The sequence below is a fragment of the Thermoanaerobaculia bacterium genome (assembly GCA_035593605.1).
Classification (GTDB): domain Bacteria; phylum Acidobacteriota; class Thermoanaerobaculia; order UBA2201; family DAOSWS01; genus DAOSWS01.
The window spans coordinates 329-17557 of sequence record DAOSWS010000030.1 but is presented as its reverse complement, the minus strand read 5'-3'; the positions used below and the strand labels follow the sequence as shown (position 1 = coordinate 17557).

The 17229-nt window shown below is 57.4% G+C and carries 16 protein-coding genes and 1 tRNA gene; 13 read left to right on the top strand and 4 right to left on the bottom strand.

What is annotated here, in order from left to right; translation table 11 throughout:
* The first annotated feature begins 13 nt into the window (after window positions 1-13).
* Window positions 14-1000: a glycosyltransferase gene (locus PLD04_12955; protein HXK69237.1), complete on the top strand. Its 987-nt coding sequence runs from the start codon at window positions 14-16 to the stop codon at window positions 998-1000.
* On the opposite strand, the gene PLD04_12950 is transcribed toward PLD04_12955, so the two are convergent.
* From PLD04_12950 to PLD04_12940, 3 genes are all read right to left on the bottom strand, one after another.
* Entirely contained in the window at window positions 982-2208 is a 1227-nt protein-coding gene (locus PLD04_12950) for a dicarboxylate/amino acid:cation symporter (GenBank protein ID HXK69236.1), read from the bottom strand. The genes PLD04_12955 and PLD04_12950 overlap by 19 nt on opposite strands.
* The gene (locus PLD04_12945) at window positions 2208-2429 is read right to left on the bottom strand and encodes a hypothetical protein (protein ID HXK69235.1); all 222 of its coding nucleotides are present in this window, start codon (window positions 2427-2429) and stop codon (window positions 2208-2210) included. Before PLD04_12945 ends, PLD04_12950 begins: the two co-directional genes overlap by 1 nt.
* An 83-nt stretch (window positions 2430-2512) precedes the next feature.
* Complete coding sequence (locus PLD04_12940; protein HXK69234.1) at window positions 2513-3892, bottom strand: OmpA family protein; 1380 nt, start codon at window positions 3890-3892, stop codon at window positions 2513-2515.
* 173 nt (window positions 3893-4065) lie between these two features.
* Between PLD04_12940 and PLD04_12935 the strand changes: the two genes are divergently transcribed.
* The 12 genes from PLD04_12935 (at window position 4066) to radA (ending at window position 16191) form a co-directional block, all read left to right on the top strand.
* Window positions 4066-4353 (top strand): HU family DNA-binding protein, encoded by a 288-nt coding sequence (locus PLD04_12935; GenBank protein ID HXK69233.1) that lies wholly within the window; start codon window positions 4066-4068, stop codon window positions 4351-4353.
* Window positions 4346-4693, top strand: a complete 348-nt coding sequence (locus tag PLD04_12930; GenBank protein HXK69232.1) for a MerR family transcriptional regulator — start codon at window positions 4346-4348, stop codon at window positions 4691-4693. Before PLD04_12935 ends, PLD04_12930 begins: the two co-directional genes overlap by 8 nt.
* Before the next feature lie 2 nt (window positions 4694-4695).
* Window positions 4696-4772, top strand: a tRNA-Pro gene (locus PLD04_12925).
* 11 nt (window positions 4773-4783) lie between these two features.
* Window positions 4784-8227, top strand: coding sequence for a DNA polymerase III subunit alpha (gene dnaE / locus PLD04_12920; protein HXK69231.1), 3444 nt, complete (start codon window positions 4784-4786; stop codon window positions 8225-8227).
* 13 nt (window positions 8228-8240) lie between these two features.
* Entirely contained in the window at window positions 8241-9419 is a 1179-nt protein-coding gene (locus PLD04_12915; GenBank protein HXK69230.1) for a class I SAM-dependent rRNA methyltransferase, read from the top strand.
* Between the two features lie 96 nt (window positions 9420-9515).
* The gene (gene nikR / locus PLD04_12910; GenBank protein HXK69229.1) at window positions 9516-9932 is read left to right on the top strand and encodes a nickel-responsive transcriptional regulator NikR; all 417 of its coding nucleotides are present in this window, start codon (window positions 9516-9518) and stop codon (window positions 9930-9932) included.
* Between the two features lie 2 nt (window positions 9933-9934).
* Window positions 9935-11869 carry a TonB-dependent receptor plug domain-containing protein gene (locus PLD04_12905; GenBank protein ID HXK69228.1) on the top strand — a complete coding sequence of 645 codons (1935 nt, stop codon included), beginning with the start codon at window positions 9935-9937 and terminating at the stop codon, window positions 11867-11869.
* Complete coding sequence (locus PLD04_12900; GenBank protein HXK69227.1) at window positions 11866-12666, top strand: metal ABC transporter substrate-binding protein; 801 nt, start codon at window positions 11866-11868, stop codon at window positions 12664-12666. Before PLD04_12905 ends, PLD04_12900 begins: the two co-directional genes overlap by 4 nt.
* Entirely contained in the window at window positions 12651-13433 is a 783-nt protein-coding gene (locus PLD04_12895) for an ABC transporter ATP-binding protein (protein ID HXK69226.1), read from the top strand. Before PLD04_12900 ends, PLD04_12895 begins: the two co-directional genes overlap by 16 nt.
* Window positions 13430-14233: a metal ABC transporter permease gene (locus PLD04_12890; protein HXK69225.1), complete on the top strand. Its 804-nt coding sequence runs from the start codon at window positions 13430-13432 to the stop codon at window positions 14231-14233. The genes PLD04_12895 and PLD04_12890 overlap by 4 nt, the downstream gene beginning before the upstream one ends.
* Complete coding sequence (locus tag PLD04_12885) at window positions 14226-14855, top strand: class I SAM-dependent methyltransferase (GenBank protein ID HXK69224.1); 630 nt, start codon at window positions 14226-14228, stop codon at window positions 14853-14855. The genes PLD04_12890 and PLD04_12885 overlap by 8 nt, the downstream gene beginning before the upstream one ends.
* 4 nt (window positions 14856-14859) lie before the next feature.
* Window positions 14860-16191 (top strand): DNA repair protein RadA, encoded by a 1332-nt coding sequence (gene radA / locus PLD04_12880; protein HXK69223.1) that lies wholly within the window; start codon window positions 14860-14862, stop codon window positions 16189-16191.
* Here radA and PLD04_12875 read toward each other — a convergent pair.
* The gene (locus PLD04_12875) at window positions 16175-17068 is read right to left on the bottom strand and encodes an SDR family oxidoreductase (GenBank protein ID HXK69222.1); all 894 of its coding nucleotides are present in this window, start codon (window positions 17066-17068) and stop codon (window positions 16175-16177) included. The two genes, radA and PLD04_12875, sit on opposite strands and share 17 nt — an antisense overlap.
* Window positions 17069-17229: the final 161 nt, after the last annotated feature.

The window sequence follows — 17229 nt, the reverse complement described above, 5'->3', positions numbered from 1 at the left end:
TACAATCGATGGAATGACGGAGATATCGGTGGTTCTGCCTTTTTTTCAAGACAACCCATCCCTTTTTCGTGAATGTCTCGAAAGCGTTCGAGCTCAGACCTTTCCAGACTGGGAATGCCTCCTGATTGGAGACGGTCCTTCCCCGGAGACGCTTGCGGTTGCGCACGAATTTGCTTTTCGTGATCCCCGGTTCTGTGTCCACGTTAAAGAACATGCCGGGATTGTCTCCGCCTTGAACCGGGGGCTGTCACTTGCCGAGGGCTCCTACATTGCCCGCATGGATGCGGATGATACGGCGCATCCTGACCGCCTCTCCATCCAGCTGGACCTGGCTCACAGGGAGAGGAGAAAGATCCTCGTCGGAGCCAGAGTCCGGATCCGTGGCGGGATGTCCCGTTTTCAACACTGGGTCGATCAGATCACATCAGAGGAACTGGTCCGAGCAGAAGCCTACATTGATTGTGCCTATCCCCATCCGACCTGGTTCGCACAAAAAAGGGATTTCCTTGATCTGGGAGGCTATCTCCACGGGGATATCCCCGAGGATTACGATCTCTTCATGAGGATGGTGGGGGAGGGATGGCATTTTTCAAGGAGCGAAGAGCAACTGGTGACTATGACGCACCATCCGGACCGGCTGACCCTCAGGGATCGCCGTTACCGTCCGGAAGCGTTTCGGGAGTGCAAATGGTCTGCGCTTCGGGCATTCTTTTCCAACGGTACCCCCATCCTGATTGCGGGAGGAGGGAGAACGGCCCGCTGGTGGCTGAAAAGACTCCAGGAACACGAGGTGAAGGTCCTGGGGCTTCTGGATATTCGTCCTTCCCGGATCGGCAAAAAAATTCTCGGGGTTCCCGTTCTTGAGTATGACGCCCTGGATCTGGGGGGAGATGTGCGCTACCTTGTTGCCGTGCCCCGCTGGGAACAGCGCCAGGAAATACGGTCTCATTTCAGGGCTGCCGGCAGGAGGGAAGGCGTGGACTACGTTTGCGTCACCTGAGGGGAATCAGGACGATCCTCTCCGCTGAGCCGCTGAACCACACTGCAGCCCACAGCATCGGACCACACGTTTGTAGCCGTGCGCATCATGTCCAGGAATCGATCCACACCGATAATCAATCCGACTCCCTCCAGGGGGAGCCCCACGGCACGCAGAACCACTGCCATCATGACCAGTCCTGCCATCGGGATGCCCGCGGCACCAATGGAGGCCAGGATCGCCGTGGCAAAGATGGTTACCTGCTGTGTCAGAGAAAGCGAAATTCCATAGGTTTCCGCAATGAATATCGCAGCTACAGCCTCATAGAGAGCCGTTCCGTCCATGTTGATCGTTGCCCCAAGGGGAAGGACAAAGGAAGAAACTCGATTATCAATGTTGGCCCGCTCTTCGACGCACTCCATGGTCAGCGGCAGGGTGGCGGAGGAGGAAGCTGTTGAAAAGGCAGTTGCCAGGGCGGGGAAGAGATTCTTCATGTATGCAAAGGGAGACCGTCGGCTGATGAAGCGGATGATCAGCGGGAGAGAGACGAAGAAATGCAGGCAGAGTGCCAGGCTCACCGTGAGAAAGTACCAGGCGAGAGGACGGATGACCGATGTTCCGGTTTCCGCAAAGACGCGCGTGACCAGGGCCCAGATTCCCAGGGGTGCGGTAAAGAGGATCCATGTCGTCATCTTCATCATGACGCTGAATCCTTCCTCAAAGAGAGAAGTGATCGTTTGAACCTTCTCCGGCTTGAAAGAGAGAAGAACAATTCCCAGGAAGAGTGCAAACATGATGACCGGAAGCACCTGGCCCTGAGCCATGGCGCCGAAGGGATTGTCGGGAATCAGACGGACCAGGATGTCTCCGAGTCCCGCATATTCCAGTTCAGGGACCGTCTGGCTGGACAGGGTAAGAGTCGATCTTATTCCGGGGCGGATCAGGTTGACGGCGATGAGACCGGTCAAAACTGCCAGGGAAGAGGAGAGGAGATAGTACGCCAGCGTGGTTCCCCCCATCTTTCCCAGACGGCGGATATCCTTGATGGAGAGAACCCCGGTCACGAGGCTGGTAAAGATGAGAGGCACGACAATCATCTTCAGTAATCGAAGGAAAAGGTCGGCCGTTAAGACAACAGCGGGATAGACCATCGATTGCGGTGTGAGAAGCAGGCCGCACCCGACACCGGCGAGGATCGAGATCAGAATGTAAAGGGGCAGACGGGACATCAGAGGTCTTTCAGATCGAAATCGTCGATGGAAATAGCATTAACCTCTTCCAGGCGGACAAAGTAGACGTTTCCACCAACATCATCGCCGGTCAGGATTATGGTAGATTTCCGTGATTTGAATCCGGCTTCCAGGGTCGCGGTCAAATCGTCAAGCTGATGTGGTGTGAGGATCCGTTTGAGTACCTGGCCGCTTTTCATGAAAAACGAGATCACTTTCACAGAGGGGATTGTAGCAGACCGAGCAGGCAAAAGATAAGGGGACCCGAAGGTCCCCTTGATTTCATCGAAAGAAGGTAAGGAGATTACTTTACGACTTCAAACTCGGCTCTGCGGTTCAGCTCGCGGCCTTCTTTGGTCGCGTTGTCCGCAGCCGGCTGGTTTTCACCGAATCCGATTGTATCGATACGGTCGGCACCAACACCCTTTTCTACGAGGTATTTCTTCGTGCTTTCCGCACGCTTGAGGGAGAGTTTGTCGTTGTACCACTTGGGTCCAACTGAATCGGTATGTCCCTTGACCAGGAGGCGGATGTTGGCCGCACGGGTCAGGAAGGAGGCGATGTCATCCAGAACCGGAGTCATGTCCGAACGGATCGCAATCTTGTCAAATTCAAAGTACACGATCTTGGAGTTGATGATCTTCTCATAGACGTCACCGGCCGCATTGGGGTCGGTCTGATAGGTCAGGATTTCGTCGCAGTCGTTGAAGCCGTCACCATCGGAATCGGGATTCAGAGGATCGGTTTTGTAGGTATTGACCTCGTCGCCGTCTTTGCATCCGTCGCCGTCCGTGTCAGCCTTCAGAGGATCGGTCTTTGTTTTTTCAATCTCTTCCCTGTCGGAGAGACCGTCGTCGTCCGTATCTGCTTTATTGGGATCGGTCCCGAGTTCCTTTTCTTTGCCATCCAGGAGACCGTCGCCGTCCGTGTCGATGGGGCAGCCTACGGTGTCAACGGGATATCCGGCCGGTGTGTCGGCACACTGATCATCATAGTTGATCACGCCATCAGCATCGTCATCTTCCAGGTAGTCAGGGGTTCCGTCCCCGTCGCTATCCAGGGGACAGCCGCGGGCATCGACCTGAACGCGGGGAGGAGTGTCCCAGCAATAGTCGATGGAATCCCGTACCCCATCCATGTCGCGATCGATGGCTTCGATTCCAGGCTCGGCAGGACGATCTACGCCGCCAATCTGAAAGCCGACGCCCAACTTCATGGCCATTCCGGAATCGAGAACGTCAAGGTCTGTGGAAACGTAACGTACGTCACCGCGGAGGTTGACCGTCCGGTTGAAGGAGTAATCAAATCCCGCTCCTGCACTGAAAAGCAGGCCGTCATCACTCTCTCCCCAGGTCGGGTCATAGTTCGCAGTACCGGCACCGAAGACGAGATAGGGAACGGCACGGCGTTCGGGATTGAAATGATAGAGGAAATCCAGAGTCATCATGTCAAAGTCGCCGTGTTCGATGTCCATGATCCCGTACCCCAGTTCCGCACTCCACAGGTCGGAAAACATGTACCCAAGATTTAGACCAAAGGTGGTATCGCCCATGTCGTCGTCAGAGAAAGTAAGGACATGTCCTAACGTGCCGGTGACGGTCACCGCCCCCTGACGTTGCTGTGCGAATGCACCCGCCGCAAGAACCAGAACGATCAGCAGCGATAAACCGATGATTTTTCGCATAAACCTCTCCTTGTCCAAGAATTGCAAATAGTATAGAGGACAAATCTCAATAAGTCAACCAAAACAGGAAGGATAGCAGGGTTCAGGAACCATGTCATGGTCCCTCTTGGCATCGAATGATCTTTCTGGTAATCTTGTCTTCCAACCTGGGATTTGATAAAGTACTTGAAGAAATGAAACGATCCGATCTTATCCGCGTTATTCAGGAACGTCACGGGGCTTTGAGCCGCAAAGAGGCGGAGTCTATCCTGAATGCCCTGCTTAAGGGAATCGAGGAAAGCCTGGCCCACGGGGAAGATGTGCACATCCAGAATCTGGGAACCTTCGCATCCACGATGCGCAGAGCCTGGGAGGGCCTGAATCCCGCGACGGGGACTCCCCGCCGGTTTTCGTCCCGAAAGATCGCAACATTCAAACCGTCCTCCAACCTCATGAACCTTCTGAACAAGGGCCATGACTGACCAGGAAATTCCCGATCGCTTATATTTCAAGATCGGCGATGTCTGCAGGATCGCCAAGATCCAGCCATACGTTCTCCGTTACTGGGAAACTGAATTTCCCCAGCTTGCACCCTCGAAAAGCAAATCGGGTCAGCGCGTATACAGCCGGGAAGATCTGGACATTATCCTGAAGATTAAGAACCTTCTGTATGAAGAGGGATACACGATCGCAGGAGCGAAAAAACAACTGGAAACGAACCAGGAGGTTGACAAAGTGGAGGGGGAAGATGTACAACAGTTCCGCAACACTCTGGGTCGTGTCTTAAAGCAGTTGATTGAAGTTAAAAAATTAATTTCTTGAGTCGGGACGTAGCGCAGCCTGGTAGCGTACCTGAATGGGGTTCAGGTGGTCGCGAGTTCAAATCTCGCCGTCCCGACCATTTTTTTATTCATGGCCTTTGTCCATCTCCACGTCCATAGCCATCTGAGCCTTCTGGACGGCGTACTCCGGCACGACGAAATCGCCGGATTCGCGGCGGAACATGGCATGCCGGCGGTCGCTTTGACCGACCACGGAAACCTCTTCGGCGTTGTCGATTTCCTCAAGGCCTGTGACGACCATGACATAAAGGGCATCATCGGCTGTGAACTGTACATTACTCCGGGAAACCGTTTCGAGCAGACAAGGGAGGCCGGTCTCTTCCATATCACCGCCCTGGCAATGAACGACCTGGGGTATAAGAACCTGATCAAGCTCGTTTCCCTGGCCTTCCTGGAGGGGTTTTACTACAAACCAAGGATCGATTTCGATCTGCTGGAACGCTACCATGAAGGCCTCGTCCTCCTTTCCGGCTGCCTTCAGGGGCAGGTTCCCTTTCTCCTTCGCATGGGGCGGGAAGATGAAGCCGTCCAGGCCGCGAAGCGCTACCGGGATATTGTGGGGAAGGAGAATTTCTTCCTCGAAATCATGAACCACGGGCTGGAGGATGAAAAGAAAGTCCTCCCCATGCTCGTGGACCTTGCCCGTACCCATGACTTTCCCCTTGTCGCCACCAACGATGTCCACTATCTTCGTCCCTCCGATGCCCATCTGCAGGACATCCTTCTCTGCATCTCCACAGGGAAAAAACTCTCCGATGAACACCGGATGAAGTTTGAGAATACCGAGTTCACCATGAAGACGGAAAAGGAGATGCGCGAAGCATTCTCCGGGCTGGAAGACGCCCTGGACAACACGGTGAAGATAGCGGACCGGGTCCATTTCCGCCTGAAACGGGATCAGTACTTCCTGCCGCACTTTGAGATTCCTGATGGATATTCGAGCATAAACCACTACTTCGAACAGCGGTGCCGGGAGGGGCTGAAGGAGCGCCTGGCCCGTCCGGTCAAGCGGACGCACCCGGACGAGGTGTACAAAAAACGCCTGGATGAGGAGCTGAAGACGATCCTGAGCATGAACTTCCCGGGATACTTCCTGATCGTCTCCGATATCATCAACCACGCCAAGACCCACGACATCCCGGTGGGACCCGGGCGCGGATCCGCAGCGGGATCTCTCGTCTCCTACTCACTGAAAATCACCGATATCGATCCCCTTGAATATTCGCTTCTCTTTGAACGATTCCTGAACAAGGACCGGATTTCCCTGCCCGACATCGACGTCGACTTCAGCCATACAGGCCGGGGAAAGGTGCTGGATTACATCCGGTACAAGTTTGGTGAGCAAAACGTGGCTCAGATCGTGACCTTCAATACGTTGAAGGCAAAAAGTGTCATTCAGGACGTGGCGCGTGTCATTGGCCTCGATTTCCAGGAGACTCTCACGATCACGAAGGAGCTTGCCTTCAACATGTCTCTGAAGGAGAGCCTGGAAAATAAAAACAACCCCACGTTCAAGCAGATGGTGGAGGCCTCCCCCCGCCTGAAAGAGATTGTGGATTTCGGCATTCGCCTGGAGGGGAACGCCCGGAACATCTCGGTCCATGCCGCGGGTGTGGTGATTACACCGGACGAGGTCACGAACTACGTGCCCCTGGCCCGCACGCCGAAGGGTGAAACGGTCACCCAGTATGACAAGGATCGATTGGAGGAACTGGGTCTTCTCAAGATGGACATCCTGGGGCTAAGAACCCTGACCGTCATCCAGGACACGATCCGTTCCATTCGGCTAACCCGTGGTGAAACGATCGATCTCGATACCCTTACATATGATGACCCCGCCGTCTTTGAGCTCTTTGGACGGGGGGAGACCGACGGCGTTTTTCAGTTTGAATCGGATGGAATGAAAAAGATTCTTCGTCAGACCAAGCCGGACCGGATCGAGGATCTCGTTGCCTTGAACGCTCTCTATCGTCCGGGCGCCATCCAGAGCAACATGGTCGAAGAGTTCATCCAGAGAAAGCGAGGACTGAAACCCGTCGAGTACCTCACCCCGGAGCTGAAAGAGCTTCTGTCCGAAACCTACGGCATTATCGTCTACCAGGAGCAGGTCATGCAGATTGCCGTCCGCATCGCCGGCTTCACGATGAGCCAGGCCGACAACCTCCGAAAGGCCATGGGGAAGAAGAAGAAAGAGATCATGGAGAAGGAGAGGGAACCCTTCATCCAGGGATGTGTCAAACAGAAATTCAACAAAAAAATGGCCGGGGAGATCTTTGATTTTATCGCTCCCTTTGCGGGATACGGGTTCAACAAGTCCCACTCGGTGGCCTACGCTGTCCTGGCCTACCAGACCGCTTATCTCAAAACCCATTACCCGACGCACTACATGGCTGCCCTCCTTACGTCGGAAATTCATGACACGAAAAAGGTATCCCAGTACATCGCCGAATGCTCCCGCATGGGAATTGCACTCCTTCCCCCGGACATCAACGAATCCGAAGTGGAGTTCAGTGTCGTGGGAACGGACATCCGGTTCGGCCTGGAAGCGATCAAGGGTGTGGGGAACGCCGCCGCCGAAGACTTCGTCACGATCCGGCAGACCCACGGACGATTCAAGAGCATGGTGGACTTCGTTTCCTGTTTCACGACCCAGACGCTGAACCGTAAATCGATGGAAGCCCTTACGTACGCGGGAGCCTTTGACAGCATCCAGGAAAACCGGGCCTACCTCTTCCACCACCTGGATCGTTTCATGAATCTGGGATCCAAGCTGAAAGAGGACCGCCTGAGCGGGCAGAAATCGTTATTTGGAGAAGCCGCCCTGCTCTCTGACGATCCGCCGCTTGAACCGGTGGAGCCGTGGTCCCGCCATGAGATGCTGAAATACGAGCTGGAAAGCACGGGGATCTACCTTTCCGGCCATCCCCTGGAAGCATTTCGGCAGGATCTTCATAAGTACTCCGATGTCGATCTGGATGAGCTTCCCAATTGCGGGGGCAGGACGGTCCAGGTTGGAGGCATGATTCAGGATATGCAGACGCTCCAGGTGAAAGCCGGCCCCAATGCGGGGAAGCTCTGGGCCCGGTTTACGCTGGAGGGCCTGTCGAGCTCGGTTCCGTGTCTGGTCTTTGCCGATGCATTTACCCGCCTGGGAAGTCAGCTTAAGGAACAATCCGATCAGCCCGTAATCGTCAAGGCCCTCGTCAAGGTCGAAGAACAGAGATCCTCTCTGCTGGTCGATGACATCTATACACTCGCTGATGCCCCCATGAGACACGCCCGGGAGCTTCTCGTCCTGCTCAGTGAACCGCTGGATCGGGACCTGCTGGAAGAAGTGAGGGAAGTCATCTTTCAGAACCGGGGCGAGCTTCCCGTCCGGTTCATCGTGGAGCGTCCGGGAGCCTACCGGGTGACCGTCGAGCCGGGAATCAGCTATCGGGTCGATCCCTCATCGGGTATTATGGATAATCTGGAAACTCTGCTGGGACAGAATACCTGTCGCTATCTCTTTTAAGATTGAGGGAAATATGGTTACGGTTGAAATCAAGAAAACCAGGGAACGCGCCATCCAGAACCGGCATCCGTGGATCTTCTCGGGAGCCGTCCACCGGGCCGACGGAAATGGATCCTTTGCCCAGGTGGTCCAGGCCGACAAGCAAAATGTGGCCTGGGGACTCTACAACCCGAAATCCCAGATCCGAGTCCGGGTCATCGATTTCACACCCATGCCATCCAACCCGGAACGGGTCATTGCCGAACGGATCCGGGACGCAGCTTCCATGCGCCGTGAGTTTCTCCCCGCTGGAACCGATGCCTTTCGCCTGATCAACGGGGAAGGGGACGGTCTCCCCGGCGTAATCGCGGACATTTACGGCGATGTCATGGTGGTCTCCACAACCTGTGAAGGCTGGGAAAGAGAGAGGGAAAAACTCCTCTTTCCTGCACTGAAAAAGGCCTGGGGCGTGCGGGCCGTCTATCTCAAGGACAACGTCGACATTCGAAGCATCGAGGGCCTTTCTTCCCGGGACAAATGGCTTTCGTCCTTTACCGTGCCGATGCCCATCGACATCCACGAATCGGGACTGACCTACCGCGTCCACCTTCTGGAGGGCCAGAAAACCGGGTTTTTCCTCGACCAGAGGGTCAACCGGGTGACCTTTGCCGGGATGGCTCACGGACTCGACATCCTGAATGCCTTTTGCTATACGGGTGCATTTTCCGTGGCGGCCTTAAAGGCCGGTGCCCAGCATGTAACCAATGTTGATTCCTCCCTGCCCGCCCTGGACCTGGCCAAGGACAACCATCGAATCAACGGCATCGATGAGACCGGGTACACCCTGATCCGGGAAAATGCCTTTGAATACCTGCGCTATCTCTATAAGAACGGAAAGAAATTCGATGCGATCATCCTTGATCCGCCCGGGCTCTGCAAATCTCAGAGCCAGGTGGACAAGGCCAGCCGGGCCTACAAGGACGTCAACATGCAGGCTATGAAGCTGCTCCGTCCCGGCGGTCTCCTCATGACCTTTTCCTGCTCCGGCAATATCTCGCCAACCCTCTTTCGTCAGATTATCTTCGGGGCGGCCAAGGACGTCGGAGTCCAGGCCCGGATCCTGGCTCAGCTCGGCGCGGACTGGGACCATCCCATCTCCATCTATTGCCCGGAGAGCGAATACCTGAAGGGACTACTCCTGCGGCTTTCCTGAGATTGACAGGTAAAACAATGAAGCGATAACTTTCCTACGGGGTTGACGGATCGTCTCTGCAGTATTACAATTCTAAAAAACGTAATACGGTGATCCATGACCCAACTGGCACGACTGAGTTTTTCGATTGAGCAGGGCCTCGCGAATCGGCTCGAAGAGCTCGTAAAGACCCGCGGATATACAAACCGTTCCGAATTTATCCGGGACATGATCCGGGACCGCCTCGTAGAGGAGACCTGGGCCGTGGAAGGGGAGGGCGTCGGCGCCATTACGCTGATCTACGACCACCACGGCCGACAGCTGACCGATCGACTTACCCACATCCAGCACCACCACCACGAGGTCATCATGGCCACAACCCATGTCCACCTGGATGAGCATCTCTGCGTCGAGGTCATCCTTGTCAAAGGTCGGGTGGATACGATCCGAAGCCTTGCTGATCAGCTCCGGAAACAGCGGGGTGTTCTCCACGGCGGGCTCTCGATGAGTGCCTCAGGACACGCGTTGAGGTGATCATGCCTACCCTGCGGAAGGTACTTCCGGTTCTTCTTTTTATCGCATCTTGCTTCCTCTTCGGGGACGAACCTTCCACCGATGCCATGGTGGAGGCTGAATTCGAAGAGACGATCACCGTCACGGCTCCCCCGATCCTGGATCGTTCTTCGGTGGACCGCTACGGAAACCTGGTCGGAGAGGTCACGCGAAAGCAGGTGGAGGAACTTAATGCCCACGACGTCGCGGACGCCCTGCGGAACGTTCCCGGCCTGGTGATTTCCCGTTACAACCCGGTGGGATCTTATGGAGGTGCCGACGGAGGTACGCTCTTTATCCGCGGGCACGGGTCGGGAAGGCCGGGTGCGGAGATCCAGATGATGACGGACGGAATTCCCCGCTTCGTGGGGGTCTGGACGCACCCTCTCCTCGACACCCTTACCCTGGATCACGTCGACCGGATCGAAATCTACCGAAGCTCCCAGCCCGTTCTGATGGGAACGATGGGATTTGGGGCCATCAATCTTGTTCCCCGACGTTGGACCGATGCCGGCCCCGGCGGACGGATCTCTCTGTCCGGCGGATCCTTCAATACCTTTATCGGACAGGTCGAGGCGGGAGGGGCATGGGGAAAGACGGACGTCTACCTCTCCGGCGGATCGATGAAGAGCGACGGGCACCGCGACGTGGCCGACGGAGAAGTCGAAGACCTGTACGGCCGGTTCGGTTATCGGATATCGCCTGCCCTGGACTTCACGCTCCAGATTTCCCATAACGATGGTCTGGCCTCCGATCCCGGGAACATAAATCTTCCCCGCACTCCCGTGACTCCCTCGTTTGGTATCGTGGACGATTTCGCCCTGGCCACCCTGTCCTACACGGCCCGCAGGGGCTCGGGTTCCGTCAAGCTATACGGCGATGACGGTTCGATCGACTGGCTGCAATGGGACGGCGCCTCGTCCGCGTCCTTCCGGACCCTGACCGACTATCGGAACTACGGCGTGCGCTGGAGGGAAGCCCTCGACCTTGGAGAACGAAGAGAGCTCATCGTCGGCTACGACTACGACGTTTACGGGGGCATATCTTACGAGGATCACACGAATTCCCGAACAGAGGGGATCGACCTTGACTTCCGCTCCAGTGCCCCCTATTTCATGTTCAGCCAGACCTACGGGGACAGCACGATCACCTGGATCCCTTCCTTCGGGGTCCGATATAACGACTCAAAATACTTCGGCGCAGAGTGGGGCTACCAGGTGGGACTCTCCATTCGCCGAGGACCATCCACGGTCTACACCAACTACGCCCATGCCTTCAACTTGCCCGGTGTCTACGCTGCGGCCCTGTATGGGACGTGGGGTCAGGGAGACGCGTGGAAAGACCTGAACGCGGAATTGCTTGACCATGTCGAACTGGGATACACCGGATCGCTCTCGCAGAAAGTTGATCTCACCGTCTCGATCTACCACGACGAGGTGACCGACGCCCTTCGCTTTGTTCCGCCGCCCCCCCCGCCTCCCAGCTTTGCCAATATCGGTGACTATACGCTGGACGGGATAGAGGCATCCCTCCACGTTCGCCCGAGCGATACAGTCAGCCTCTTCGCAGGTTTGTCCTGGATGAACCCCGATCCGGCCGATGTCCCCAATGCCCCCGAATGGTCCTTCAGCGCTGGGGTCAACTGGATCCCGGCCCGGGGCTGGACCGTCAGCCTGGACGGCCAGTCGGTGAGCGAGTCCTACGTTCTGAACCCGCGCTTCGCGACAAGCCAGGTTGCCGTGGACGGCTATACGCTTCTCCACGTCCGGACCTCGCGTGCCTTCTCCTTCGGTACCCCTGGCTGGATTATGGAGCTCCACCTGGATGGGGAAAACCTCACAGACGAGACCTATGAATTCCGGCCCGGCTACCCCATGCCGGGACGAAGCTGGATGGCCGGAGTGACCCTCACGTTTTGAAACCATTCCTTTGCCTTTTCGGTTTCCTCTTCTTTTCAACGGCTCCCGGGTCCGCCCGGGAGATCCATCCCACCGTCGTCGTCACCACCTCCATGCTGGCTTCCGCTGTCCAGGACGCCATCGGGTCCGCTGGAGATGTGACGATCCTTCAGCTGGTTCCTCCGGGTTCGTGTCCCGGCCACTTTGATCTGAGCCCGCGTTCCGTGGAGGATCTCCGTAACGCCGTGGCTGTGGTTCGTCATGACTACCAGGGGGCGCTGGAAGAGCAGATCGGGGCCCTCCATATTGAAAACCTGGAAGTGATCGCAGTGCCCACCGGTGCGGGCCTGCTTATTCCAGGGAATTACGCGGCGTTCGTATCCGAGGTAAAGAATACGCTGAGCCGGGTTCTCCCGGAGATTGAATCGCAGAGGGAGGGGAAATCCCTGGCCGAAAGGCTTCATGACCTGGGGGAGCAGATCCTGGAGGAGGCAAAGCCTCTGAAGGGTGTACGGGTGGTTGCCTCCAGACACCAGGAAGATTTCTGCCGCTGGCTCGGTCTCGATGTCGTCGGGATCCTGAATCGACCGGAGGAAGTGACCCCCGGGGAGCTGAAGACGCTGATCGATACGAGACCGGACATGGTCGTGGCCAACCTCCAGGAGGGAACCGAGGCGGCAGAAACGCTGGGACAGCGGCTGAAGGTGCCCGTGGCCACCCTTTCCAACTTTCCCGGAGCCCCGGGGTATGGAGAGTCTTACGGGGACGTTGTCCGCTCCAATCTGCAGGTGCTAATACATACATGGAATCCACGCTGATCCGGCTGGATCACATCGAAGTCTACGCGGGAAAGACAAGGCGATTCGGCCCTGTGAGCCTAGCCGTGGAAGCAGGGGAGTGCCTGGGAGTGGCCGGTCCCAACGGGGCGGGGAAATCGACCCTGTTGAACCTGCTTTCCGGCCGTCTCGTGCCCGACCGGGGCAGGGTGACTTCCGCTCCGGAAATCGATGGACGGGACCATCGCCGGCGCCGGGGATACCTGGCTCAGCATCAGGACTACCGGGGTGATCTTCCCCTGACGGTCCTGGACGTGGTCCTTTTCGGGAGGCTTCCCCTCCGGTCCGCGGGACAGCGGTTCCGGGAAGAGGACCGAAAAGCGGCGAGAGCCTCCCTGGATCGACTGGGCCTGAAAAGTCTGGAATCCCGCCTCTTCCGGGAGCTTTCGGGCGGGGAACAGAGAAAGGTGCACATTGCTCGGATTCTCGCCCAGGACCCGCAGGTCCTCTTTCTGGACGAACCCTGTGCCGGCCTCGATCTCCGATGGCAGGAAGAGGTTACCCGCTGTGTGGCCGATCTCCATGGAGAGGGCCGATACACCACCGTCATGGTGACCCATGACCTGGCCCGTCTTCCTGCGACCTGTTCCAGGATTGCCCTGATCCGGGACGGACAGCTCCTGGCTCTTGGAAAACCGGAGGACATCCTGAAGGAGGAAACGTTGGAACCGATGTACGGATGTCCCGTCCGCGTGGAGAAGGAGGGGGGACGCTTCTTTGTTCACCCGGCCGCGGGGGAGAGGCTGTGAGCTTCCTGGAGATCTACGGCCCGATCCTTCTCGCCGCCCTTCTGGGAGGCGGATCCGCCGGGGCCATCGGGGTCTACGTGGTAGGGATGCGGATGCCCTTTATTGCTGTCGTGATGGCCCACGCGGCCATGGCGGGGGCGATCGTGGGAACCCTGACCGGCACCTCCTCCACGATCTGGGCCTTTGGTGGAGCCCTTGCCGCGGCGCTGGGCCTCGGCTATGCCCTGAAGGGACGGACGGTCGATCCAAACCTTGCCCTGGGTTCCCTCTTTTCTCTCATGATGGGGATCTCCTTCCTGGGAATCGGCCTGGTGAAGGGACCCAAAACGGAGGTCCTTGGCCTGCTCTGGGGGAGCATCCTCTTTGTCGATACCACGGGCCTGTGGACGATGGCGGGTATGTGTCTCGTTCTGCTCATCTTTATCGCATTCTTTGAAAAGGAGCTGGCCGTTATCCTCTTTTCCCGCTCCCTGGCTTCGTTGTACATTTCGGAGGCGCTGATCTTCGCGGGTCTCCTCGTACTTGAAGCGGGCGTTATCACCGTGAACCTGAAGACCGTCGGCGGCCTCCTCCTCTTCAGCCTTATCGCCAATCCCGCCGCTGCCGCCCTGCGCCTGGCCCGCTCGATCCGGGGCGCCCTCCTCCTGGCAACGATCCTCGGGGCCCTCAGTGCCGTCGGGGGATTCCTGGCCGCCTATCTCTTCGATCTTCCCGTGGGAGCCTGTATCGTTCTCACCTCCAGCGCCATACTTGCGTTAGCCGTGGTACTGTCGGCTCAAGGAAGGCGATGCCATGCTTGATCCAGTGGATCGCCCGATTGCCGAATTTTTTGACCGCTGTGCCCGCGCGGGAGACATGGCCGGATTCTCACCGGAGGAAGAGGAAAAACTGGCGGGATACCTGAAGGACTGGAATCTCCATCCGGGCCTGCGCGTCCTGGAACCGGGATGCGGGTCGGGTCGACTCACGGAGAGGATTGCTTCCTTCGTGGGCACGCACGGTGAGATTCTTGCCCTGGACCTCTCTCCCGAAATGGTGACCGGGGCACGCAATAGAAACCTCCCGCCCCAGGTCATCGTCCAGGAGGGAAGTGCCCGCTCCATCCCCCGGGAGGACGGCTGGTTCGACGTGATTCTCTGTTTCTGCGTCTTTCCCCACTTCCTGAACCGGGAGGCCTGCATGGCCGAAATGGCCCGGGTTTTGAAACCCGCCGGGGATATCTGGGTAAACCATTTCATGCGCAGGGAAGAGTTGAATGCCTTCCACGGGAATGCCTCGGTGGAACTGATCCGTCATGTCCTTCCCGATCGGGAGAAGATGGTGGAGCTCTTTGACCGGGCCGGGCTGGATGTTCTCGAATGTACAGACGATGCCCGGGGGTACCGGCTTCACGCCCGGAAGCGGGAGGTTGTGCTATCCTGAGTCCATGAAGCGCGGAGTCCTCTACGCCTGTCAAAAATGCGGGATGCAGTCCCCCAAGTGGCTGGGACGATGCCCCGACTGCGGCGCATGGGAGAGCTTCGTCGAGGAAGTCCTTGAATCTCATCAGAAATCGGAGGTTTCCTCCGCCCCCGCTCAAACCCTTCGCCTTGAAGAAGCGTCACATACTGACGTGGAACGGATTCCGTCGGGGATGGAGGGCATGAATCGTCTCCTTGGGGGAGGATGGGTACCCGGATCGGTGGTTCTGATCGGCGGAGAACCGGGGGTAGGAAAGTCCACTCTGATGCTTCAGCTTGCAAGCCAGTTCTCGAGCCGTGGATCGGTCTTTTACATTTCCGGAGAAGAATCCCCCGCTCAGGTCGCCATGCGGGCGCGGCGTCTGGGAGTCCAGAAGGGCATTACCCTCGTGGCCGAAACCGCTCTGGAACCTTTGACGGCATTGCTGGAAAAGGAATCTCCCGCCCTCGTCGTGGTCGATTCGATTCAGACAATCCTGACCGGGGATCTCTCCTCGGCCCCGGGCAGTGTGTCCCAGGTTCGGGCCGTAACGTCCGTCCTTTCCCGGATGGCCAAGGCCCAGAGCTTCATCCTGGTCATCGTGGGGCATGTCACGAAGGAAGGTGCCATTGCCGGCCCTCGAACCCTGGAACACATGGTGGACGTCGTCCTCTACTTTGAGGGAGATCTGGAATACCAGTACCGGATGCTTCGCTCCCACAAGAACCGGTACGGATCGACCTTTGAGCTGGTCGTCTTTGAAATGACCGAGGGCGGACTGAAAGAGCAGGACAACCCGTCCCGGCTCTTCCTGGCCCACCGGGACAAGCCCCCTGTGGGCACCGCCATCACCGCCGTTCTGACCGGAACCCAGCCCCTCCTTCTGGAAGTCCAGGCCCTGACTGTACCGACACCCTACCCTACCCCTCGGCGGACGACGGTGGGCCTTGACATCAACCGGCTCCACCTCCTGACTGCGGTCATGATCCGGCATGGACTTAACCTCGGCAACCTCGATATCTATGCCAACGTTGCCGGGGGATTTCCCATCCGCGAAACGGGTGCCGACCTGGCCCTGGTGGCGGCCGTGGCCTCCTCTCTGCACAACCGGACCCTTCCGGAAAACTGTCTCTTCGTAGGGGAGGTCGGTCTGACGGGGGAGATCCGGCCCGTACCCCGACTGGACATCCGTCTGAAGGAAGCGAAACAGCAGGGATTCACGACCGCCTATACCCCGGCGGTGGACCTCAAGGCCCCCAGGGGCCTCACGCTGAAAAGTGTAGACCACATCAACGCCATTCTCAAGCTTCTTCGGTAAAATCCCGCTTTAGCAGAATCAATTCCTTTGAAAAAGAGGGTGGATCCCACTCGATGCAATTCCTTGCCCGGTCACTCAGGAGAGATACATCCCTGGGCCGGGGTGCTGGCATGGAAACGTCTTTTTGCTTTACACCATGAATTGAGCCAGACGGCAGATTAAAAATTTCGGCGATCCGTGTTCCCATCTCGTACCGGCTCAGCTGTTCCGGTCCTCCCAGGTGGATCGTGCCCGTGATCCCGGCTTCCAGAATGGATAGGATTCCGGTAGCGGCGGTCCCCGCGCTCAGGGGAGTACGGATCTCGTCGGTGAAAAGCGATACAGCAGACCCCTTACGGAGAGAGCGGAGGAGGGGAAGGATCAACCCGCGGATGGCGATGGGATCGATTCCGTAGAGGAGGGGAATGCGGACAACGGCTGACTCTGGATAGAGGGATAACACTGCCTTCTCTGCGGCGGCCTTGTGCTTTCCATAGAAGCTTATCGGATCCGGAGGATCGGATTCCCCATAGGGGGCATGTTCGCCGTCAAAGACAAGGTCGGTGGAAATGAAGAAAAAGGGGATGCCCAGGTCATGAGAAAGAAGTGCCAGGTTCCGGGCCGCCTCAAGGTTGACGGCCCGGGAGCTTTCGGGATCGATTTCACAGGCGTTCGGATCGGAGATCGCCGCGGTGTGGAAAATCGCCGAAGGCCGGATCAAGGAAACGAGATCCGCAGTCTCTTTGTGCCGGGTCAGATCGAGCTGATGGGCGGCAGGGGAGGGATTGGAAGGCATACGGGAATGGAAGATCAAGCGAACTTCATATCGGCCGGCCGCTCTCTGTACGAGATGCCGACCCAGAAATCCACCCGCCCCGGTCACCAGAATCCTCTTCATGCTGTAATTGTATCAATGAGGCTGCATGTTACGGAACGTAACTTGCGTGCCGAATTGATGCCCCCGATGGAGGTTTTATCCGTATCGGAAGGGTACCAATATGTTCGAGGCTGCATGTTACGGAACGTAACTTGCGTGCCGAATTGATGCCCCCGATGGAG

Excerpts from the sequence above, each read along its gene's own strand:
- PLD04_12955 (HXK69237.1), top strand. The coding sequence starts at position 14 with ATGACGGAGATATCGGTGGTTCTGCCTTTTTTTCAAGACAACCCATCC.
- PLD04_12950 (HXK69236.1), bottom strand. The coding sequence starts at position 2,208 with ATGTCCCGTCTGCCCCTTTACATTCTGATCTCGATCCTCGCCGGTGTC.
- PLD04_12940 (HXK69234.1), bottom strand. The coding sequence starts at position 3,892 with ATGCGAAAAATCATCGGTTTATCGCTGCTGATCGTTCTGGTTCTTGCG.
- PLD04_12935 (HXK69233.1), top strand. The coding sequence starts at position 4,066 with ATGAAACGATCCGATCTTATCCGCGTTATTCAGGAACGTCACGGGGCT.
- PLD04_12930 (HXK69232.1), top strand. The coding sequence starts at position 4,346 with ATGACTGACCAGGAAATTCCCGATCGCTTATATTTCAAGATCGGCGAT.
- dnaE (HXK69231.1), top strand. The coding sequence starts at position 4,784 with ATGGCCTTTGTCCATCTCCACGTCCATAGCCATCTGAGCCTTCTGGAC.
- PLD04_12915 (HXK69230.1), top strand. The coding sequence starts at position 8,241 with ATGGTTACGGTTGAAATCAAGAAAACCAGGGAACGCGCCATCCAGAAC.
- nikR (HXK69229.1), top strand. The coding sequence starts at position 9,516 with ATGACCCAACTGGCACGACTGAGTTTTTCGATTGAGCAGGGCCTCGCG.
- PLD04_12905 (HXK69228.1), top strand. The coding sequence starts at position 9,935 with ATGCCTACCCTGCGGAAGGTACTTCCGGTTCTTCTTTTTATCGCATCT.
- PLD04_12895 (HXK69226.1), top strand. The coding sequence starts at position 12,651 with ATGGAATCCACGCTGATCCGGCTGGATCACATCGAAGTCTACGCGGGA.
- PLD04_12885 (HXK69224.1), top strand. The coding sequence starts at position 14,226 with ATGCTTGATCCAGTGGATCGCCCGATTGCCGAATTTTTTGACCGCTGT.
- radA (HXK69223.1), top strand. The coding sequence starts at position 14,860 with ATGAAGCGCGGAGTCCTCTACGCCTGTCAAAAATGCGGGATGCAGTCC.
- PLD04_12875 (HXK69222.1), bottom strand. The coding sequence starts at position 17,068 with ATGAAGAGGATTCTGGTGACCGGGGCGGGTGGATTTCTGGGTCGGCAT.